The following is a 20,099-nucleotide window of genomic DNA, read 5'->3' as shown; positions in this document are numbered from 1 at the left end:
CTGAACGTGGAGATGGCGTTCCATCAACTACTGCGAGACGACCTGGGTCGACTTCGAGAGCGAGGCTGAGTTGTACGCCTACCTCGGCAAAGGTCTACGAGTACTTGTTCCTCGGTGCGGACGAGGTTCCGCTTCCGCCCGGCTGATGCCCGGACGCGAGAGCGATGCGCGGCCGTTCCGGGTGGTCGGTCGCAGGTCGGTCACCGATGCGCATGCTGTCCTGCCGACCGACCCGGAAGCTGCCGTGAACGCCTCCGGACCGGCGCAGGCCGAGGTGCTGCGCGAGGTGTCCGAACAGTCGGGGTTCGGTGTCCCGGACTGGGACGACGACCAGGAGTCGGCGACCACCTGCACAACCTGGTCGAACAGTGGCCGAGAGAACCGGCGGTGAGGGAGAGGCGACAAGACCGTGACGACCTGCGCCGACCCTGCTCGTTGAGAATGGTTCCGGCCGGATTCATCCAGCAGTATCTCCACGTGGAGACGGCCTACGCCTACATGCCCGTCGTTCTGGCCAACGTGAGGCGGTCGGACTGGGCCGACGACCTCCGGCAGATGTTCGACTTCGTCCTGCAGGAGCGGCCGTTGTCGCACGGCGGGTACTGCGACATGACATTCATCGACTTCGAGTCGGACGACGAACTCTACGCATACCTCCGGAAGGTGTACGACTACCTCTTTCTCGACTCCGGCGAGGTGCCGGTCCCTCCGGACTGACGCCCGTCCGGCATGGCTGCTCGGCATCGTACGCTCGAACACGGGCCCGCCGGTCTGCGCTCGGGAGCGCTTGTAGCGGCCGACAGCGGTGTCCGCGGGCCGGGATACCGTTCCTGAATGTCCGAAAGCTTTGACCTCAGGGTCGACCTGCCCGCGGCCCTCGCCGGCCCGTCCGCCGCGTTCACCTTCGTCGAGCGGTTCGCCGCCCACCTCGGGGCCCCGATCGAGTCCGGTGACGGGTTTCCCGAGGAGGAGCTGGCCGCCGCCGAGCAGCGGCTCGGCTTTGCCCTGCCCGGGGCGATGCGCGAGTGGTACTCCCGCTTCGGGCGGCGCTGGGACCTCTTCCACGCCCTCCGCTACCCGTACTCGCCGGAGGACCTGTGGGCGGAGGAGGGCGTCCTGGTCTGGCAGACGGAGAAGCTCTTCTGGTACGCCTGCGGGATTCCGCTCGACCGCCTCTCGGAGACCGACCCGCCGGTGGTGACCGACGTCGGCGAGGACGACGAATGGAGTGCCCACGCGGACCGGTTCTCCCTCGCCTGCATCGAGTTGCTGATGTCGCAGAACACCCTGTGCGGCGACGTCGGAGGCTGGACGAGGGAACGGCTCCCCGGTGACGCCGAATACCTGGAACGCCACTTCACCGCCGTCCCGTCGCTGTACGGACCGGAGGCCTCCGGCGGCCTGTACCGATGGTTCACCGATCGTGACGTGCTGGTCTGCGACGACCGCTCGGACGAGGACGCGGAGCTCGGGTGGCTGCACGTCAGGGCACTGACGTCCGAGGCCGCCGACCGCATCCAGGCGGAACTGCCCGGCAAATGGCGGGAGATCATGGACTACTGAGCCGGAGAGCCGGGGCATCGGAGATGTCCACCGGCCGACGACCCGACGACCGCGGCAGCGCGGCACAGACCGAGGAGTGAAGCCCCGAAATGCTTTTCGAGCCCGCGGCCCGGGACGCCGCTGCCCGCGAGTTGCTGGCCTGGCTGGAGCGCCGCGATCCCGCCGACCGGATCAGGCTGGTCACGGGCGGCGGCCCGGCCGGGCGGCAGTTGCTCGCCCGGGTCGCCGGGGAGGCGGCCGGGACGGTCGACGGGGCCGCCGACGCCACTGGCCTGACCGCCGCGCAATGGGCGCACGCCCTCGCCGGGGAGCTCGGCGCGGCCGACGCCCTCCGCCACGGCGAGGACGTGTGGGGGTTCACCGCCGGGCTGGCGGAGGCCGACCGGCCGCTTGCCGTCGTTCTCACCGGGACGCCCGGAATGCTGCGGGCTGCGGTCGCGGACCGGGCACCCGAGCTCCTGTACGCACTGCTCGACCAGGGCTGGAGCGGCGGCGCACACCGCACCCGGGTGCTGGCCGAGGTCGGCCGGGAGGCCCTCGCCGACCTGCTGCGCCGCCGTCCGGCGCTCGCGGACTCGGTGGTCGACCTCGACGCGGAGCGCTTCGCGCCGGCAGTGGGCGAGTTGGAGGCCGGGCTGTGCGGCCTGCTGGACAAGCCGGACGCGGTCGCGGTGGACGACCCCTCCGGCGCTGCGGCCGCGATCGCGAAGGCGGCGGCCGGTTCGGACGCGCTGCTCGCCGAGGTCCTGGCGGCGGCGGTCCGGTTGCGTGGCCGGGCCGACCCGGTGCTCCCGGGCACGCTTCCGGGGGCCTGGGAGTACTTCCTCGCGAGTGTGCCGGGTGCGGAGTCCGCCCGGCACCTGCTCGCCCCGCTGCTGCTCGCCGAAGGGCTGCCCGGCATGCCCGACGACCTGCGGCTGGAGGCCGCCGCCGAGCTGTCCGGACACCGCTTCGGCGCCGAGGAGTTGGCACGCGCCGAAGAGTGCCTGGGAACGCTGGCCGCGGCCGGGCCGGTGCCGGCCGGCCACGCCCGCCTGCGGGACGCCGCTCTCGCGGAGGCCGCCCTCGCCGCGTACGGGACGGAGGCGGCCGAGGTGCAGCGGCGGATCGCGGTCGCCGTGTGTAGGCGGCTGCCGCAGGACCTGGCGGGGGTCGCCGCCGGACGGCCGCTCACACCGGCGGAGGAGTACGCGCTGCGGTTCGGCGTCGCCCACGCCCTGGGCGGCGGGCTGCTGGACGAGTGGCTGGCGGATCCGCTGGTCCTGGCGCTGGGCGATCCGCGGACGCTGGCCGAGGCCGTTGCAGCGGCCCCGCGGACGGCGGACGCCGGTGCACGCCGCCGCCGCGGCGCGGTCGCGGAGGCGGTGCGGATGTATCGCCAGGACCAGAGCTGCGGGACGGCGGAGTGGGTGTCACGGCTGCGTTTCGCAGCCCTGATGTGGGGCGACGTCGAACTCGTGGCCGTGCTGGACGGGTTGGGCCTGGTGCTGCCCTGGCGCGCCGAGTGGGTGCGCTGGCGGCCGCTCGGGGTCTTCGATACCCGGGAGTTCGCGCCCGGGTGGACGGGACCGGTCGACGTCGTCGGCTGGGGCCGCGGCCCGGGGGAGACCTCCGGAGGGTCGGTCGACCGGGTGTGCGTGTACTCGCCCTACGACTGGCAGTACCGCTGGTACGCGTTGGCGGACGGCCGACAGCTCGGCGGGGCCCTGTCCGGGCAGCCGGCCGCCGACACCGAGCCGACCGGCACCGGTGGGAGCTCCGGCCGCACCGTCGAGGTACTGGAAGACTTCGATCTCCTCAAGGTCCGGGTGGACGGCCCGGGGCTGCCGGACGGGGGCACGGTCCACACGCTCTGCGCGTCCCGCTACCCGAGGGTGCGGGCGTACCCGCTGCCCGGCGGCCGGGTGCTGCTGGCCGGCCACAGCGGCGCGGCCCTGATCTCCCTCGCGCCGACCGGTCCGGCGCCCGGGCTCCCGCCCGCCGCGACCGATCCCCGCCTGCTGCCGCCGCCGCACTGGTGGGCGGGGAACGGCGTCGACGCCGAGGAGCTGCGCCGGTACTACCACCACGGGGTGGTGCGGGGCGACCACGGTCGCCTGGTGGCGGCCGGTGTCCCGGACGGGACGGCCCGCGTGCTCTCCGAGACCGGACTTCCCGGGTACCCGGTGTTCGGGCAGCAGATCGCCGAGTGCCTGGACGACCTCCGTACGCTGGCCGACCACCAGGAGGAGCAGGGCGAGCCCGCCGAGGAGGACCAGCAGGGCTATACGGTGATCGGCCTCTGCGCCGACGACGTCGTCCCCCTGTGCGTGGAGCACACGACCGGCCGCATCATGTACGCCGAGGGCGGCGAACCCGACCTGCTCAACACGTCCGCGGCCGCCTTCGCGGCCTGCCAGGCCCTGACCTCCTGGGCGCTCTGCGTTTCGGCCACCCGGGACGGCGGGGAGCGCGCGGAGTTCCTGGGCTTCCTCCGGGCCGCGCTCACCCGGATCGACCCCGAAGCCGCCGCCGACCAGGGCGCCGGCTGGTGGTGGTTCGAGACCGTCGAGGACGGTTCCATGTACAGCCTGGCGCCCTGAACAGGCCGATGTCGAGGGGAAGGAGCGCCGTGGAGGGGATCGTGCGGATCGACTGCGCCGGGCTGAGCCTGGAGGCGGTCGTCGCCGAGGCGTGGCGGCTGGTGGGGGAGGCCGATGGGGCCGAGCAGGTGCTGCTCGAACGGGTCGGGGCCGCAGGGCCGTTGGTACGGTCGACGGGCGAGCCGGCGCGGGTCCGGCAGTGGGCGCGCTACCACGCTCGGGAGGCACTCGGCGTGCCGGTGGTGGTCGGGGAAACGGCTGCCGCGGCGGCCCGTCCGGTCGATCTCCCGGCGGAGCATGCCGGTTGGCTGGCCGCTGCCGCGGCGTTGGAGACCTTCCGCGCACCGGTGCCGGTGTGGCGGGCGTTCGCCGGGGCACTGGGGGCAGGGCCGGTGACGTCCGAGGCGTTGGAGGAGTTCGCCGAGCGGGAGCCGCTGCTGGTGCTCGACGCCGACGGCGTGGGCTTCACCGGTGCCGAGGAGCACCGGGAGGTGCGACGCCGCTTCCCGTTGTCGGCGGATCAGCAGCGCGCCGTTCACCGGGCTGTGCTGGGGCTCCGGGGGGAGCCGGCTGCGGCCGGGTACCTGCATACGGTGTGGCCGGTGCACGCGGCGCTGGCAGGGGAGCTGGGGGAGTGGATCGCCGATCCGGGCTTCCTGGTGGAGTCCGAGTGGTACGGGCTGGGCCTGGGGCTGGCGTCGGCGCACCCCGAAGGCGTGCCGCTGGGCACGGTCGCGGGTGATCTGCACTGCCTGCTGCTGGAGGGACTGGCCGCACCGGCAAGCCACGAGGAGTGGCTGTCCTGGGTCCACCATGCGCTGGTGAGCCGGGGGTTGGGCAAGGCTGCGGAGGAGGTGGCGGCGCGGGTGCGCCTTCCGTGGCGGACGGCGTGGTCGCGCTGGCAGTGGCCGAGTGGGCTCGCGCCGCTGACCGATCCGATTCCTCTCGCCGACGAGGTGCACCTGGTGGAGCGGGAGGAGGGCGGTGTTGCCTTCGCGATCCGACGGGAGGACGAGGACGACTGGGACGTCGAGCACGAGTGGCTGTGGGACGTGGAGACGGGGGAGTTCCTCGGAGGTCCGGACGAGGACCTGCTGGAGGAGGTCGAGGAGGACGACGGGACCGGCCGCGCCGTGCGGTGGGTGAACGGGGCGTGGTCGTCCTTCGACCCGGCGGAGCGTACGGAGTTGGCGCGGCGGCTGCCGTGGGTGCCCGGTGCGGTGGACGAGGCCGTGCAGTGCACGCCGTCCGGTGCGTCCGGGGGCACGTTGTGGGTGTTCTCCGGCAGGTGCGGTCTGTTCGGCGCGCTGGTGGACGAGGAACGGCTGGCCGGGCTGCCGTCCGTGCCGCACGGGAGGCCCGGGTACAGCGTGGCCGGCCGGGCGGTGTGGCCGAACCCCCCGCTGCCGTTGAGCGGGACCGTGAGCCGGGAAGAGCTGGAACAGGACCGGGCGTTCGGGCCGGGGGCGTGCCGTCCTCTCCCGGACGGGCTCGTTCCGGCCGGGATCGGGAACGACGGAGCCAGGGCGTTCCTGACCGGGGTGGGCTGGCCGCTGACCGAGGGCACCTCAGGGCTCCGTACGGTCGACCCCGCAGCGGAGGGCTTCCGACCGGTCGACGGCCGGCCGGACCTGTGGGAGGGGCTCGGGTCCTTCCACGGCGCGCCGATCCTCCTCGACGTGCGGACCGGCGAGGTGCGCCACGGCCACCGGCCCCGCGAGGGCGAGGAGTTCCCGCTGATGGCGGGCAGCCTGGACCGGCTGCTGCGGATCGTCCTGCTGCACCACGCGGCGCTGACCGCGCCGGCGCTGCTCGGACACTACGACGGGGACGACCTCGAGCGCGCCGTCTCCAGCTGGGTCGCGACCGTCGACCCGGCAGCGGCCGGCGGCGGCTTCTGGGCGGAGCGCTGCTTCGTCCCGTCGCTGTACGACCTCTGGACGGACCGGAACAGCGAGTAGCGGGTGCGCCCCGTCAACTGCGGGCGACCGGGTCCTCAGCGGGCCGGAGCCGTTCGGATCGGAGGAAGTTGTTCCGGTTACGTGGGGGTCGTGCGAACCGGCGGCCGGTGGTGCTGCGCGACCGGGGCCAGGCCGTAGGATCAGTTGGTTAACGGGTAGTTGGACGGCAGGGCTCGGCCCGCGGGTCGTGGGGGCGGGGTCGCCGCAGTCGTACGGGGGACGGGGCGTTTCGGTGGCAGGTCAGCAGATCATCGTCGACGAGGGCAATCTGCGCGCCCAGGGGCGGAACCTCGAGTCGGTCGGCAAGGACTTCCAGGACGCGGCGAACCAGCTGAAGTCCCGTCTGGAGGCGCTGGAGGGCGGCAGTGAGCCGCCGTGGGGCGACGACGACCTCGGCGAGAAGTTCGGCATCGTGTACGAGGGCCTGCGCGACGGCATGCAGGAGTCCATGGACTCGCTCGCGCAGCGACTCGGCGAGATCGGCCAGAAGCTCCAGGCCATGGCCGAGAGCCACGCCGCGAACGAGGTCGACACGACCGGCCGGCTGGACGCCCTCGGCGGCCGGACGGACGCCCTGGGCAACGAGATCCACACCATGTACCGCCCGCAGGTCTGACCCGCACGCGCCGGTCCGTCCTGCCTGTTCGTCCTGCTCGTCCGTCTCTGCCCGCGCGCCGACCGGCGCGGGGTTTCGCTGGGGGGAACTGACTCGTGTCGCTGATGCTGCCGGACGGCCTTGAGTGGGTCCTGGAGATGCTCGGCTTCGACTGGCCGAAGGCGGACGAGGACAAGCTGCGTGAGTGTGCGCAGGTGTGGCGTGATTTCGCGGATCAGGTCGACGATCTGAATTATCGGGCGTTGTCGGCGGCGAACAGTGTGCGGTCGGCGAACTCGGGTGACTCGATCGATGCGTTCGGGAAGGCGTTCGACAAGTTCTCGACGGGTGGGGACGGTTATCTGGCGGATGCGGCGACGGCTGCGCGGTTGATCGCGGCGGCGTTCGAGGCTGCTGCGGTGATCGTGGTGGCGTGCAAGATCGCGGTGATCGCGCAGTTGGTGATCCTGGCTGCGGAGATCATTGCGGCGCAGGCGGCGGCGCCGTTCACGTTCGGTCTGTCGGAGCTGGGTGCGTTGGGGGCGACGCAGGCGACGAAGATGATCGTTCGCCGGTTGTTGAAGGAGCTTCGTGATGCGCTGATCGAGGCGATCATGGAGACGTTGAAGGATCCGATCGTCTCTGCGGTGCAGGCGATGATCTCGGATCTGATCGCGCAGACGGTGAACCAGGGTTTTGGTGCGCAGGACGGCTATGACCTGGGGCGGACGGCGAAGAAGGGGTGGGAGGAGGGGAAGTCCTCCGCGGAGAACTGGAAGCAGACGTTCACCGAGTCGCTGCGCGACGGGTTGGGTTCGCGGGCGGGCGGTGCGGCGCGGCACCACCTGGACAACGCGGCCGGGCACGGCAGTGGCGGCTCGGGCGGCGGGCACGGGAGCGGCGGCAGTAGCGAGAGCGGCAGCGGGAGCAGCGGCGGCGACTCGGGCTCCTCGGGATCGTCCGGATCTTCCAACTCCACTGGTACGTCCGGTTCTTCCGGTTCTTCGGGTTCTTCGGGTTCCGACTCGGGCTCCGGCTCGGGTTCCGGTTCCTCCGGGTCGGGGAACTCGACCGGTTCCAGCGGTTCCGCCGGCTCGTCGGGCAGCAGTGGCTCGTCGGGCAGCGGTTCGTCCGGGAGCGGGTCCTCGGGCAGTGGCTCCTCCGCCAGTGGCACCGGTTCCTCGGGCCCGTCGGGGTCGCAGGGCGACTCAGGGACGGGTGGCCGGAACGACGGCGGCTCCTCGACCTCGCATGCCAACGACGGCCGCGACGGGCGGAGTTCGGCGCCGACGGACCCGTTCGGTACGCGGCTGAGCTCCGACCCCGCACCTGCGGCCAACCACACGCCTGCAGGCGGCGACGGCACCCCGCCGCCTTCGTCCTCGCACACCCCGTCGGCGGGCGCCGACACCGGGACTCCGGCCCACACGGGGACGGACAGCAGGCCGACGCCCGGCTCGGACGGTCCCGCGCCTTCGGCGGGTGACGGCCGCGGTGCGGACGCGCCGCCCGCGCACACGGGGACGGACGGTCGGCCCGCTCCGGGCTCCGACGGTCCGGCCCCTGCCAGGCACGAGGGTTCGGACGGACCGGCGCGCAGCGGCGACGGCCCCTCGGAGCGGTCGGGTGCGGACACGCCCCGCCCCGGTCCGGCCCCTGCCCACCCGACGCCGGATTCGGCATCCGCACCCGCACCCGCGCCGTCCCACGCCGCGCCCTCCCACGCCGGGGTGCCGCACAGCAGTGGTGATGGAGCGTCCGTTCCTCCGCACGGCACGCCCGACTCGCGTCCCGGCCCGGCGCCGAGCCACCCCACCCCGGACTCGGCCCCCGCGCCGGCGCACTCCGGTGAGTCCCGGCCCGGCCCGGTGCGGGGCGGCGACGACGGTTCGGCGGCCCCCTCGCACGGCGGCGACCGGCCCGCGTACGGCCCCGTCCGCGGCGGGGACGCTCCGGCACCGGCCCACGCGTCCGAAGGCCCCGCGTCCCGCCCGGCTGCGGACATCCCCGCGCAGCAGGACCGCTCCGGGCCCGCGCACACCCCGGCGGGGGACCACCGCACGCCGGCGGCCGCACCTACCCCTGACCCGACGCCCGGCACGCACGGCGGTGGTGACGGACGCGGCGTGCCGACCGGTGGTGTGCCGCACGTCCCGTCCGCGACGGTGCCGTCCGCGGGCCCGGACCACTCGCGTCCGACCCCATCCTCCGACGGCCCGCACCGCGCCACGGTGGAGACGGCGTCCACCGCGGTGGCCGACGCACCGCCGACCCACACCCCGACCGCGGGCCCGGACACCGCGGCCCAGCCGGGCCCGGCCGGCCAGAACTCCGGCACGCCCACCACGGGTCCGGTCGCGACCGGACCCGTGCCGGGCTCCGGCGTTCCCGCCTCCGGGGCGCCTACCGCCGGTACCCCGCCGCGGCAGGGCGGCCCCGTGCCCGGTACCGCCGGTGACGGCCCCTCGACCGGGCGGCCGACCACCGTCCCCGGCCAGTCCACGGGCCGTCCGGACCACGGGGACCGCCCGACCGGTCTCGGCCGGCAGCCCGGTACCGACCGTCCCGGCACGGACCGGTCCGCCGCCGCGCCGCGTCCGGACGCCGACCGGCCCTCCCGCCCGGACCCCCGGACGGGGGACCCGCGCAGTGCGGACCCGCGGCCGTCCACGGACCCGCGCACCACCGACCCGCGTCCGTCCACCGACCGTCCGACCTCCGCCGCACCGCGCCCGGACGCCGACGCCCGCCCCGACGGCCACGGTCGCCCCGACGAGGCCGCCAAGCCCGAAGACCACGCCAAGCCCGAAGACCACGCCAAGCCCGACGACCACGCCAAGCCCGACGACCGCCCGGCGTCCGACGACCACGCCAAGCCCGAGCACGACCCGTCCCGGGACGGCGACGCCCACCGCGACGCCGACGCCGACACCCGTCCGGACGAGGACACCCGCCCGGACGCCGACACCCCCGCGCACGAGCGCCCGCTCTCCGACAGCCGCCCGTACGACACCCCCGGCGGCCTGGCCCGGGTCGAGGAGCACCACCAGCAGGAGCTGGAGCGGCGCATCCCGCGGAACCCGGACGGCACCCCGCAGCGCCACCCCGACCCGTACGGGGACTGGCCGGGCGCGGTGAACGGCGACGGGCACCGCGAGCCCGGCCGCGACAACAACTGCCTGGACGTGGCGCTCTCCAGCGCCGACACGTACAGCGGCAACCCCACGGCTGCGGCGGCGCGCACCGACGACGGCAGCCCGGACGGCGAGCGCGGCGGCCGCGACCGTGCCGAGCGTCAACTCGGTGCGCCCTTCCGGGACCTGGGCAACGGCGACCAGGCGTTCCACCGCCTGGAGGACACCCTCCGGCAGTCCGGGCACGGCTCCCAGGCCGTCATCGTCACGCAGGACGCCAACGGCCGGGCCCACGCCTGGAACGTCGTCAACCACAACGGCAAGATCGTCTACCTCGACAACCAGACCGGCGCCCGCAGCGACAAGCCGCTGCACAACGGCGACCACGGGGTGTTCGCCATCCCGCTCGACGCGGACCGCAAGCCGATCCCGTCCGACCGGCACGGCGACGGCACCGGAGACCGGCCCGACGGGGACGCCGACCGGCGGCCCGAGGACCCGGCCGGCAAGAAGAAGCAGGACAAGCACGAGCACGGGAAGGACGCCGAGGACAAGCAGTCGCTGGCGGAGAAGCACAAGGACGACCCCGACCACCCGATCCACGAGCAGGCCCGCACCGACCACGAGCGCCTCGCCGACCGCGAGGACCGCGACGACGACATCTACGGCGTCCAGGGCGACGGCTGCCAGCAGCAGCTGCGGGACACCAACGACGTGCGCCAGGTCGACATGGACCACGTCCACGACAAGCTGCACGAGTGGGCGGCGGACGACGACCAGAGCCTGGCGTACGTCCTGCACCTCACCGAGGGCGACGACGCGTACACCTTCCGCCGGTCGGACCTGGTCGAGGCGCTGCCCGGCTTCGGCGACATGCACCCCGGCGAGCAGGGCGCCGTGGTGGCCGCGCTCGGCCGCATGAGCCACTCGTTCCACGAGCAGCACGGCGTCGGCATGAGCCCGGAGCCGCGGGACTTCCCGTACGCCCCGTCCGACGCCGAGGGCAAGACCGGCGTCGACCAGGACGGCGAGGACCTGCCCAAGGGCAGCACCGATCCGCGCTCCCGCGGTGTCGTCGACCACGAGAAGACCACCTCCGAGGTCGCGCTGAAGCAGTCCGACGACTACGAGGACTCCAAGGAGGCGATCAAGGAGGCGTTCGCCGCCAAGAGCATCACCGCCGTCCTGGAGGCCCAGGGGACGCACCGTCCCGACTTCAGCGGACGCAACTACGCGGTCATGGAGGTCTACGACCCCGTGACCAAGGAGATCAGCTACGTCGTGGACAGCTCCGTCCCGGCCAGCGGCGGCGACCGGAAGGGCGTCACACCGCTCCACTCCGAGACCCACCTCGGCGGCTGGATGGACCGGTTGAACGCGTCGCGGCCGGAGGGGCAGAAGTACGAGGTGCTGAGCCTCTACACCGAGCGCGAGCCCTGCGGCCGCGGGCAGGGCCACGCCGACTGCTCGGGCTACCTCGCCGACGACCACGCGGGCGTGCCGATCCACTACGCCACCGGTTACCGCAAGGGCGAGGTGGTCGGGCCCACCGGCGAGTCCGGCAAGGCCACCCCGCGGCAGCTGATGAACCGCGACTTCGGCAACTACGTGGCCAAGGTCGGCGAGACCTGGTCGCTCGTCCAGCAGAATGCCATGGACACCAGCGAGTGACCGAGCACGGACGAAGGAGCGACCCAGTGGCGGATCCCGACCGGACGACCGCGGACCGGGCGGTCCGGGAGATCTCTGCCCGGCTGCGGGACGACAAGCCCGGCCGGGTGTACGTGTGCGGGGCGGCCGGCAGCGGGAAGAGCGGCGTCCTCGCGGCCCTGGCCGAGGAGTTCCCGGACGCCCTGCACCTCGACGCGGCCGGCCGCAGCGGGGAGCAGGTCGTCCGCGACCTGCTCGACCGGACGGGCCTGCAGCGCGGGCCCGTCCCGGGCGACCTCGGCGAACTCGTCCGGCTCCTGGGCAAGGAGAAGCGGCCGCGGACGATCCTGCTCGCCAACACCCACCTCGCGGGGACGCTCGTCTCCGGCGGCGAGCCGCGGCTGCTGCAGGAGATCGTGCGCTCGCTGGCGCTCGCCACCGCCAAGAGCAAGCTGCGGCTGGTCGTCGAGCAGGACGAGGTGCCCGAACTGCCGGACGCCAGGTCGCCCAGGTACCGGGCCGAGACGGTCGTGCTGCAGGGCGGCGGCACCGCGGACGCGCTGCGCGGACTGGAGTCCGCCGTGCCGACGGACGTGCTCGCGGCGCTGCGGGCGCTCGCGGGGGCGCAGCTGCGGCGCATCCCGGTCGACGGCTGGGCGGTGCTCTGCCGCGCGGCCGGTGTGCCCGCCGCCGCGGACGAGCTCCGTACCTGGGCGGCCGAACTCCCTTGCCTGGTGCGGGAGGAGGACGACACGGTCGGCTTCGCCGACGGCGCCCTCGCGGCCGCCCTGCGCGGGGCCGGCACCGACCGGATCGACACGGCGCTGACCGACGAACTGCTGGGCGGCGCTACGCTCGCCGACTGGGCCGCGCGCTCCCTGCCGGGGCACGCGGCGGCCGCCGGCCGGTTCGACGACCTGCTCGCCGACGCCCGGGCCCTGGCCCGGGTGCCGCGCGAGCCCCTGACGGAGGCCTTCCGGGCCTGCTACCCGGACGGCTTCGTCCGCGACAGCCGTGCGGCCGCCCTGCACTACCTGTTGGAGCTGGTCCGGCCGGGCACGCCGCACGGCGAATGGGTCGCCCGGCTGGCCCAGGACGCCTTCGCCCGCGGGGAGTCCGAGCGCGCGGAGGAGCTCGCCGGGGCGTGCCCCGAGCCGCTGCCGTTCCGCACCGTGTGGTCCCACTGGCGGCCGGCCGGCGACTTCACCGCCCCCGCGGTGCGCCACCGGTCCGGCCTGAAGGCGGTCACCGCCGCCTCGTACGGCGGCCAGGCGGTCGTCACCACCGACGACGCCGGGTTCCGCCTCGTCCGCGACGCCGCCGCCGGCGAGCTCCTCGCCGGGCCGCTGGCCCCGGGCACGGAGGCCCCCGCCCTCGTCCCCGAGGAGACCGGGGGGCTGCGGCCGGAGTGGAAGTGGTCGGAACTCCTCGACGCCGAGGGCCGGCCGGCGGGTGTCCTGCACCACCCCGACGCGGAGCGCGCCGGGGCCGTCGGCGACCTCGTCGTCCTCGCCGACCGGCGGGGGGCCTACGCGGTCCGGGTCGACACCGAGCTGCTGCCCGAGGGGCCCCGCGGCTGCCCGTCCCCGGCGGTCGGCCCGCCCGGGCGCGTCCTGCCGCGCCCGTACGACCCGGCGGCCGTCGCCGACCTGCGCGGCCTGCTGGAGCGAACCTACGGCCCCGGGAACGTCCACCGCCTGCAGCCGGACGAGGTGCCCGACGCGGTCACCCACGCGCCCACCCGGGAACTGCTCACCGGCACCGGCGTGCCCTTCGTCGAGGGCCAGATCGGTCTGTGGCTCGACCGCGTCACCTCCCGGAGCCTCGCGGTGCGGCCGTGGGAGTCCGTCCCGGACAACGAACAGCCCAAGGACAGCGGTCCGTTCCTGGCCCTCGGCGAGTGGATGGGCGCCCCACTGCTGCTGGACGGCGCCACCGGCCGCGTCCTGCGGATGATCGCCGCCGACTCCCCGGACCACGCCCACCCGGCCGAGCCGCTCGCCGGGACGACCCTGGAGTCCTTCCTCACCATGGCCGCCCTCCAGGCCCGGTACGCGGACGCCTACCGCACCGGCGGCCCCGACCGCTACGAGGTCCTCGACGAGCTCCGGGTGTGGCTCGACGGCGCCGACCCCGACGCCGCCGGGTCGGAGTCCTGGGAGTACGTCATGGAACCCGACAACTGGTAGCCCGCGGCCGCCCCGGCCCGACCTCCACCGACACCGACCCGACCACCCCTCTCCAGACCCGGAGCAGACCGACGTGACCGACCCGACCACCTACCAGCCCCACCCGCACATCGGCGGCCGGGCAGCCGCACTGCGGGCCCTGGCGGCCTGGCGGACCGGTGCGGCCGGCGCACCCCGTACGGTGCTCGTCACCGGCAGCAGCGGCAGCGGCCGCTCGCGGCTGCTGACCGGCTTCCTCATGCTCTGCGACCCGGAGTACCGCAAGCGGATCGACACCGGCGTGCTGGACCCGGCCACCGTGCCGCCGGGCGACCTGCCCGCGCCGCCGGTGTTCGATGCGACCGGGCTGACCGCCGACCAGCTGCTCTGGCTGGTCGCCGACGAGTTCGCCCCGGGGGCCGGGCGCGCCGACGAGATCCCCCGCCTGCTGGCCGAGCCGCGCGAGCAGCCCGTCGCCGTCGCCGTCGTCGTCGCCGACGTCGACCGGGCCGGGGTCCTGCCGGCGTCCGACGCGCCCGCGCGGATCGCGGCCGAGGTGCTGCTGCCGCTCGCCGCCGCCCCCGGCCTGCGGCTGCTGGCCGACGTGCCGCGGGCCGAGGCCCGGTGGCTGGCCGAACGGGCACCCGCCGGGACGCTCCGGGTCGTCGACCTGGACGAGGAGCCGTGGGCCGACCCGGAGAGCCTGCTGCTCCAGGCCGAGCACACCCTCGACGACCCCGCCGCCGCGGCACGGCTGGCCCGGACGGCGGCCGGCCCGCTGGTGGTGCGGCTCGCCGCCTGGTCGGAGCGGGCCACCCGGGACGCCGGCGGCGGGACGCCGCTGCCGCACACCGTCGGCGACGCCCTCGACCTGCACGCCGAACGCTGCGGCACGGACGAGTTGACGCTGCGCCGGCTGCTGGCCCCGCTCGCCCTGGCCGGCCCCGGTGCGCCGCTGCCGCTCGCCCTGTGGGGGCGGCTCGCCTCCGCCGTGGCCGGCAAGGACCTCGGCCCGGCGCTCGCCGCCGGCCGGCTCCTGCTGCTCCCGTTCTTCGAACTCGTCGGGGAGGACACCGACCCGGCCGTGCGGATCGTGCACCCCGCGGTCGCCGACGAGCTGCGCGAGCGGTTCGGCACCACCGTCCGCGAGGCCCAGCGCCGCATCGCCGCCGCGCTGGCCGCCGGCGCGGGCGACGCGGACGGCGGCGCCGACCGCTGGGCGGCGGCCCCGGCGTACGTCCGCGAGCAGCTGGCCGGGCACGCCCTGGAGGGCGGGATGCTGCCCGAACTGCTGGCCGATCCCGGCTTCCTGCTGCACGCCGAACAGGTCCGGCTGCGGGCCGCCGTCGAGCACCTGGCGGTCGCCGGTACCGAGCTGCCGCCGCTCGCCCGCACCTGGCTCCGGCTGGCCCCGCTGTTCACCCGCCACGGCGCCGGCCCCGGTCTGCGGGCCGGGCTGCTGGAGCACGCCTGCCGCCAGGACGGCCTGCCCGCCCCCGACTTCGGCCTCGCCCTGCCCTGGCGCACCCTGTGGACGCGGCCGCTGCCCGGCGTCACCGCCGTCACCGCGGCGACCGCACCCGACGGCACCGCCGTGCTGGCCGCCTACGTCGCCGGCGGCGACCCCGCCCTGCACACCCTCGACGCCGCGACCGGCGAGCCGGTGCCCGTGGACCCGCAGCAGCTTGACCGCCCCACGGACGAGCAGCGCGAGGCCTGCCCCGTCCGGCTCGCCGTCGGCGGCGACTACGTGCGGATCTGGCCGCGCGGGGAGGGCGGGCCGATCGCGGCGTTCCTCTCCGCCGGACCGCTCGGCGGCGTGGACATCACCCCGGACGGCGTGCTGCTGCTCGCCGACGCCACCGGTGTCGCGGCACTGCGCCTGGCCCTGCCCGCCGCCCTCTGACCCCGTCCGCGGACGACTACCGTGGACCCTTTCCCTCCGGCTCCGAAGGAGAACGAGCGCGTGACGACCCGTGAGCAGGCGATGGAGGCCGCCCATCGGTGGCTCAACGACGACCTGCCCGAGGAGCAGTGGCGCACCGTCGGCGTCCACGAGTTCGACCTGGGCTGGGTGCTGTGGGCCGAGCCCGCGGAGGCAGCGGAGGCCGGCGCCCCCGAGGGCGAGCGGCGGGCCCCGGCCGAGATCGGCTCGGCCTGCGCCGTGGTCGACCGGGAGACCGGCGAACTCACCACCTGGCCGTCGGTGCCGGTCGAGGAGGTCGTCCGGCTCTACCGCGACAAGCTCGGCGCGGGCACCTACGACCCCGACCGGCCGCTCGCCACCGGGCCGGGCGCCACCGCCGTGCTCACCTACCGCGACACCGGCGGCGAGGAGCAGAGCCTCTTCCGGATGTCCGCACCGGGCACCCGGCACCCCGAGGTGCACGCCTGGCGGACCCTGCAGCAGCAGGGCGTGCGGCCCGAGGACGTGCTCGCCGTCCACACCGACCTGCGTCCCTGCGAGCTCCCCGGCGGGTACTGCGCCGCCACGCTGCTCGCCGAACTGCCGGTCGCCACCTTCTCGTACGGTCACGACTACGGCCCGCGCTTCGACCGCCGCGCCGCGGGTGTCCGCGCGCTGGCCGACGCCACCGAGAAGCTGTTCCGCGAGGCCGGCCGCCCGGCGCCGCCGCGGCCCAACCGGGCACCGTTCCCCCGCGCCGTCGAGGCCGCCGCGCCGGAGCGGGACGCCGCCCTCGGCCGCCGCCTCGCCGAGCAGTTCGGTGCCGGCGGCGTGCACCGCTTCGACGCCGACGACACCGCCGCCACCGCCCTCCCGGACGCCGCCGGCGCCACCCTGGTCTGGGCCGGCCTGCCCGCCCGGGTCGACGGCTTCTTCGAGGTACTGCCCGGCCTGCCGGACGTCGCCGCCCACCTGGCCGCGACCGGCCGCGGCAGCCGCGTCCCCGACGCCGCCCACACCCTGCTCACCGAGTACGTGCTGCTCGGCACCGACGGCCACGCCCTGGTCGCCGTGCAGTGCGGCGACGGCGGCACCGGCACCGGCGAGGGCGCCGGCCGCGTCTGGGCGGTCGACCCCGACAACGGGACGGGCCGCTACCTCAACCGCGACCTCTCGGCGTACGTGCGCTGCCTCGCGCTCCTCGCCGCCCACCGCTCCGCCCGGGTCGGCCTCGACCCGCACGCCGCCGCCGAGGCCACCGACGCCTTCCAGCAGCAGCTCGCCGCCCTCGACCCCACCGTGTTCCAGGACCCGGAGAACTGGTGGGCCGTCGTCGTCGAGCAGATGTGGGACGGCCTGCTGTGAATCCCGGAGGTACTGCCCGGCCCGTGCCCGACGCCGCCCTGCTCGTCCGCTGAACGCCGTTCACTGAACGCTGCAGACACGCCGGACACGAGGAGGACCACAGTGGCGACGACGGACGCCGCCGTGCGCACCGCGCGCACCGTGCGCGAATGGGCGGCCGGCGGGCCGCGGCAGCAGGTCCTGCTGCTGCGCGGCGACCGGGGCGCGGGCCGGAGCACCGTGCTTCGGGAGGCGCTGTCCGGGCTGCCCGGCGTGGTGTTCGTCGACTGCGCGGGCCGGAGCGTCGACGCGGTGGCCGAGTCCGTGCTGCGGGCCCTCGGCACCGACCCTGCGGACGCCCGGCCGCGCGGCACCTTCCGCGAGCTGGTCCGCCGGGCGGCCCCCGCGGCCGGCCTGGTGCTGCTGGACGCCCATCTGGCCGGCGAGTACCGGGGATCGGCGGCGCCCCAGGCCGTACTGGACCACGTGGTCCGGCACCTCGTCGACCGCGGCGGGCCGGTTGCCTGGGCCGCGGTGGAGGCGGACGCCGCGCTGCGGGTGACCCGGCCGTCGTCGACCGCCGTGGTGGAGCTGCCGCCGCCCGCGGACCGGCCGGCCGCGCGGACGACCCGCGGGCCGCCCGCAGCTTCGACCCGCGGGACCTTCCGGAGCTGATCGGCCGGCCAGACTTCCTCGCCGCGACCCCGCGGGCGGAGCTGGTGGACGCGCTGCCGCTCGCCTGGCCGGACGGCGTCCAGCACAACTCGCTCGCGGCGGACGTGCACCACCTCGACCGGCTCGGGGTGCGGCCGGGCCCCGCCGACCAGGGCGAGTGGCTGGCCGCGCTGCACCACCGCCTGGTGTGCCGGGGCGCGTCCGCCCCGGCCGCCGGGCTGGCCGGGGCCGCGGAGGCGGCCGGGACGGCGCTCCCGTGGCGCACCGTGTGGGGCCGCTGGCTGCCGGCCGGCCGGTCCGCGGAGACCCGGCCCGTCCCCGGGCCGGTGGAGGCCGTCCGCCCGGCGGTGCTGGACGGCCGCGCGGTCGTGGTGACCCGGGACCTCGACGTGCCGGACGAGGACGTCGACTCCGGCATCGTGCGGGCCCGCACCGAGTACGTCTTCGACCACGCCGACGGCGAACTGCTCGGCGGCCCGTACCGGCGGACCGCCGGGGCGCCCGACGCCCCGCCGGTGGCCGCCGCGGACGGCGGGGAGCGGCTGAGCTGGTCCGGGGGCCGGCTGCGCGCGGCCGGGCGCCCGGCCGCGCCGCGATTCCCGTTCGAGGTGACCGGGGGCGTCCGCACCGGCGGCGACCTCGTCCTGGCCGGGGCCGACGGCGTGTTCCGCGTCGAACTGCTCGCCCCGGTCGACGAGCTCGCGCCCGGCTGGGCGACCGATCCGTTCGTCGAGCCGCTCGCCTTCGAGGCGCTGCGCGAGCTGCCGCCCGAGGCCGCCGCGCCGACCGCCGACTGGCTGGCCGCACCGTTCTCCGGATTCTGGCGGCCGGACGCCGACGACCTTCCGGACGGCCTGGTGGACGCCGGCGCACGGGACTTCCTGAGCCGGACCGGCGTGCCGCTGGCGGCCGGCCGGGGCACGCTGTGGACCGGCCACCTCCCCGAGGAGGGCCTCGAGGAGTGGGACGTGGAGGAGGCCGAGGACGGCGGCTCCCGGCACCTGTACCGGATCGGCCGGTGGCTCGGCGGCGACCTCCTGCTGGACGGCTCCGGCGGCGAGGTGCTGCTGGAGGACTTCGACGGGGACACCGCGCACGCCGCCGACTCGCTGCCGGTGTTCTTCGCCATGCTGCGCCTGCTCTGCGAACCGGGCCGCACCGTCCGCCGGGTCAACCACCGGTACGTCGCGGCGCAGTCGGACCGCTGGCTGGCGGCCCTGGACGCCGAAGCGGCCGAGGGCGCCTGGTACCCCCTCCTGCACGAGCAGCACGAGCTCGACAGCGGGCTGTGGGGTGACGAGAGATGACGGGGTGACGGCCCGCCCGCACCGGAGAACAGAGACGCGACCGACCCGAACCACCCACGGAGACACCGTGACCACCCGTCCCGCCGGGGGATTCGACGTGCGCGAGCTGCCCGCGCTGATCGAGCAGCCGGAATTCCTGGCCCGGACCGGCCGCCCGGTGCTTCCACCCCGTGCCGTACGGCTCGGCGAGGAGCCGCAGCCACCCGAACTCCCCGAAGGACTGCGGGCGTTGGACGCCACGACAGAGCCCGGCGTACGCAGCACCCACCGGGACGTGCCGGACGACCCGCCGGCCCCGCGCCTCCACCAGAAGGTCTGGGAGGCCGTCCGGACGGACAGGCAGGTCGTCGGCTACGGGGAGTGGGGCGTCTTCGCCGTCGAGCTCTCCGGGGGCGGCACCCCGGGCAGCGGGACGGCGGACTTCTGGCCGGACCGGCCCCTGCTGCGCCCGCACTGCACCGTCGCGCCCGCCGGTGTGCCCGCCGAGGCCCGCAGGCCCACCCCCGCTTGGCTCGAACGGCACTTCGGCCCCGCCTCCCTGTGGCGGCCCGAACCGGAAGCCCTGCCCGCCGAGCTCCGCCACGAGCCGTCCCGCCGCTTCCTCCTCGAGGTCGGCTTCCCGCTGGTGGACGGCACGTTCACCCTGCACTCGCGGCAGCTCGCCGACCACGGGCCGGCCCCGCTCGCGGTGCCGCTGCGCACGGTCACCAGGCACGGCGCCCCCATCGGCGAGTTGTCGGGCCGCCCCCTGCTGCTCGGCCGCTGGATGTTCCGCCACCTCGTGCTCGACGGCACCACCGGCAGGCTGTACGTCCTCGGGCAGGACCCGCCCGGGCCCGGCGGCCACGACCCCGGCCGTCCGGCGGGCCTCGAACTCTGCGCGTCCTCGATCGAGGCGTTCGTCGCGGTGCTGCGCCTGTGCTCCTCCTACCGGTACGACAGCACGGTCACCGGAGACCCCCGGCCGCCGGCCGCACCCGCCCGCCTGCTCGGGTGGATCGGGGAGCTCGACCCCGCACCGGGCGCGGTCGAGCACTGGTCCGCCCTGCTGACGGACTCCCTGGTCCACGAGGCCTTCGCGGACGCGGCCCGCCGCACCGGACGGTTCCTCGCCAAGCCCCCCGCCCACCCGATGGCCCACACCGAGCACTACCGCTGACCTTCGGGGGCACCCAGGGGCGCGTGGGGGCACCTCCCGGCCGAAGGCCGGGGGA

The 20,099-nt window shown here is 75.5% G+C and carries 15 protein-coding genes; 13 read left to right on the top strand and 2 right to left on the bottom strand.

The features are described from left to right. Nucleotides 1-145 precede the first annotated feature (145 nt). From ACQ614_RS10065 to ACQ614_RS10040, 6 genes are all read left to right on the top strand, one after another. Nucleotides 146-391, top strand: a complete 246-nt coding sequence (locus ACQ614_RS10065; protein ID WP_431678110.1) for a hypothetical protein — start codon at nt 146-148, stop codon at nt 389-391. Between the two features lie 86 nt (nt 392-477). Then, nucleotides 478-717 (top strand): hypothetical protein, encoded by a 240-nt coding sequence (locus tag ACQ614_RS10060; protein ID WP_431678108.1) that lies wholly within the window; start codon nt 478-480, stop codon nt 715-717. A 117-nt stretch (nt 718-834) separates the two neighbouring features. Continuing rightward, nucleotides 835-1,563, top strand: a complete 729-nt coding sequence (locus ACQ614_RS10055; protein WP_431678107.1) for a hypothetical protein — start codon at nt 835-837, stop codon at nt 1,561-1,563. 89 nt (nt 1,564-1,652) lie between these two features. Further along, complete coding sequence (locus ACQ614_RS10050) at nt 1,653-4,145, top strand: SUKH-4 family immunity protein (RefSeq protein WP_431678106.1); 2,493 nt, start codon at nt 1,653-1,655, stop codon at nt 4,143-4,145. A 29-nt stretch (nt 4,146-4,174) separates the two neighbouring features. Next, a complete protein-coding gene (locus ACQ614_RS10045) occupies nt 4,175-6,106 on the top strand; it encodes a hypothetical protein (protein ID WP_431678104.1) in 1,932 nt (643 codons plus the stop codon). Nucleotides 6,107-6,338: 232 nt separating this feature from the next. Continuing rightward, the gene (locus ACQ614_RS10040) at nt 6,339-6,722 is read left to right on the top strand and encodes a WXG100 family type VII secretion target (protein WP_431678103.1); all 384 of its coding nucleotides are present in this window, start codon (nt 6,339-6,341) and stop codon (nt 6,720-6,722) included. A 337-nt stretch (nt 6,723-7,059) separates the two neighbouring features. On the opposite strand, the gene ACQ614_RS10035 is transcribed toward ACQ614_RS10040, so the two are convergent. Both ACQ614_RS10035 and ACQ614_RS10030 read right to left on the bottom strand, forming a co-directional pair. Beyond that, a complete protein-coding gene (locus tag ACQ614_RS10035) occupies nt 7,060-7,317 on the bottom strand; it encodes a hypothetical protein (protein ID WP_431678102.1) in 258 nt (85 codons plus the stop codon). Between the two features lie 96 nt (nt 7,318-7,413). Next, nucleotides 7,414-7,875: a hypothetical protein gene (locus ACQ614_RS10030; protein WP_431678100.1), complete on the bottom strand. Its 462-nt coding sequence runs from the start codon at nt 7,873-7,875 to the stop codon at nt 7,414-7,416. Nucleotides 7,876-8,827: 952 nt separating this feature from the next. Here ACQ614_RS10030 and ACQ614_RS10025 point away from each other — a divergent pair. The 7 genes from ACQ614_RS10025 (at nt 8,828) to ACQ614_RS09995 (ending at nt 20,044) form a co-directional block, all read left to right on the top strand. Then, nucleotides 8,828-11,506 (top strand): toxin glutamine deamidase domain-containing protein, encoded by a 2,679-nt coding sequence (locus tag ACQ614_RS10025; RefSeq protein WP_431678098.1) that lies wholly within the window; start codon nt 8,828-8,830, stop codon nt 11,504-11,506. A gap of 26 nt (nt 11,507-11,532) precedes the next feature. Then, nucleotides 11,533-13,674: an SUKH-4 family immunity protein gene (locus ACQ614_RS10020; RefSeq protein WP_431678097.1), complete on the top strand. Its 2,142-nt coding sequence runs from the start codon at nt 11,533-11,535 to the stop codon at nt 13,672-13,674. A 73-nt stretch (nt 13,675-13,747) separates the two neighbouring features. Next, nucleotides 13,748-15,559, top strand: coding sequence for an ATP-binding protein (locus ACQ614_RS10015; RefSeq protein WP_431678096.1), 1,812 nt, complete (start codon nt 13,748-13,750; stop codon nt 15,557-15,559). Between the two features lie 60 nt (nt 15,560-15,619). Continuing rightward, the gene (locus ACQ614_RS10010) at nt 15,620-16,924 is read left to right on the top strand and encodes an SUKH-4 family immunity protein (protein WP_431678095.1); all 1,305 of its coding nucleotides are present in this window, start codon (nt 15,620-15,622) and stop codon (nt 16,922-16,924) included. Between the two features lie 102 nt (nt 16,925-17,026). Continuing rightward, on the top strand, nt 17,027-17,578 hold the full coding sequence (locus ACQ614_RS10005) for an AAA family ATPase (RefSeq protein ID WP_431678093.1): 552 nt from the start codon (nt 17,027-17,029) through the stop codon (nt 17,576-17,578). A 44-nt stretch (nt 17,579-17,622) separates the two neighbouring features. After that, nucleotides 17,623-18,885 (top strand): hypothetical protein, encoded by a 1,263-nt coding sequence (locus tag ACQ614_RS10000; RefSeq protein ID WP_431678092.1) that lies wholly within the window; start codon nt 17,623-17,625, stop codon nt 18,883-18,885. A gap of 67 nt (nt 18,886-18,952) precedes the next feature. Next, nucleotides 18,953-20,044, top strand: coding sequence for an SUKH-4 family immunity protein (locus tag ACQ614_RS09995; protein WP_431678091.1), 1,092 nt, complete (start codon nt 18,953-18,955; stop codon nt 20,042-20,044). The last annotated feature ends 55 nt before the right edge of the window (nt 20,045-20,099 follow it).

Source organism: Kitasatospora dryopteridis (genome assembly GCF_050749075.1).
In the GTDB taxonomy this organism is placed as follows: Bacteria; Actinomycetota; Actinomycetes; order Streptomycetales; family Streptomycetaceae; genus Kitasatospora.
This window is presented reverse-complemented; position numbering and strand designations above follow the sequence as displayed.

What these genes read in the sequence shown, in the direction of transcription:
- ACQ614_RS10055 (WP_431678107.1), top strand. Translation starts at nt 835, where the DNA reads ATGTCCGAAAGCTTTGACCTCAGGGTCGACCTGCCCGCGGCCCTCGCC.
- ACQ614_RS10065 (WP_431678110.1), top strand. Translation starts at nt 146, where the DNA reads ATGCCCGGACGCGAGAGCGATGCGCGGCCGTTCCGGGTGGTCGGTCGC.
- ACQ614_RS10050 (WP_431678106.1), top strand. Translation starts at nt 1,653, where the DNA reads ATGCTTTTCGAGCCCGCGGCCCGGGACGCCGCTGCCCGCGAGTTGCTG.
- ACQ614_RS10035 (WP_431678102.1), bottom strand. Translation starts at nt 7,317, where the DNA reads ATGATCGCCTCGATCAGCGCATCACGAAGCTCCTTCAACAACCGGCGA.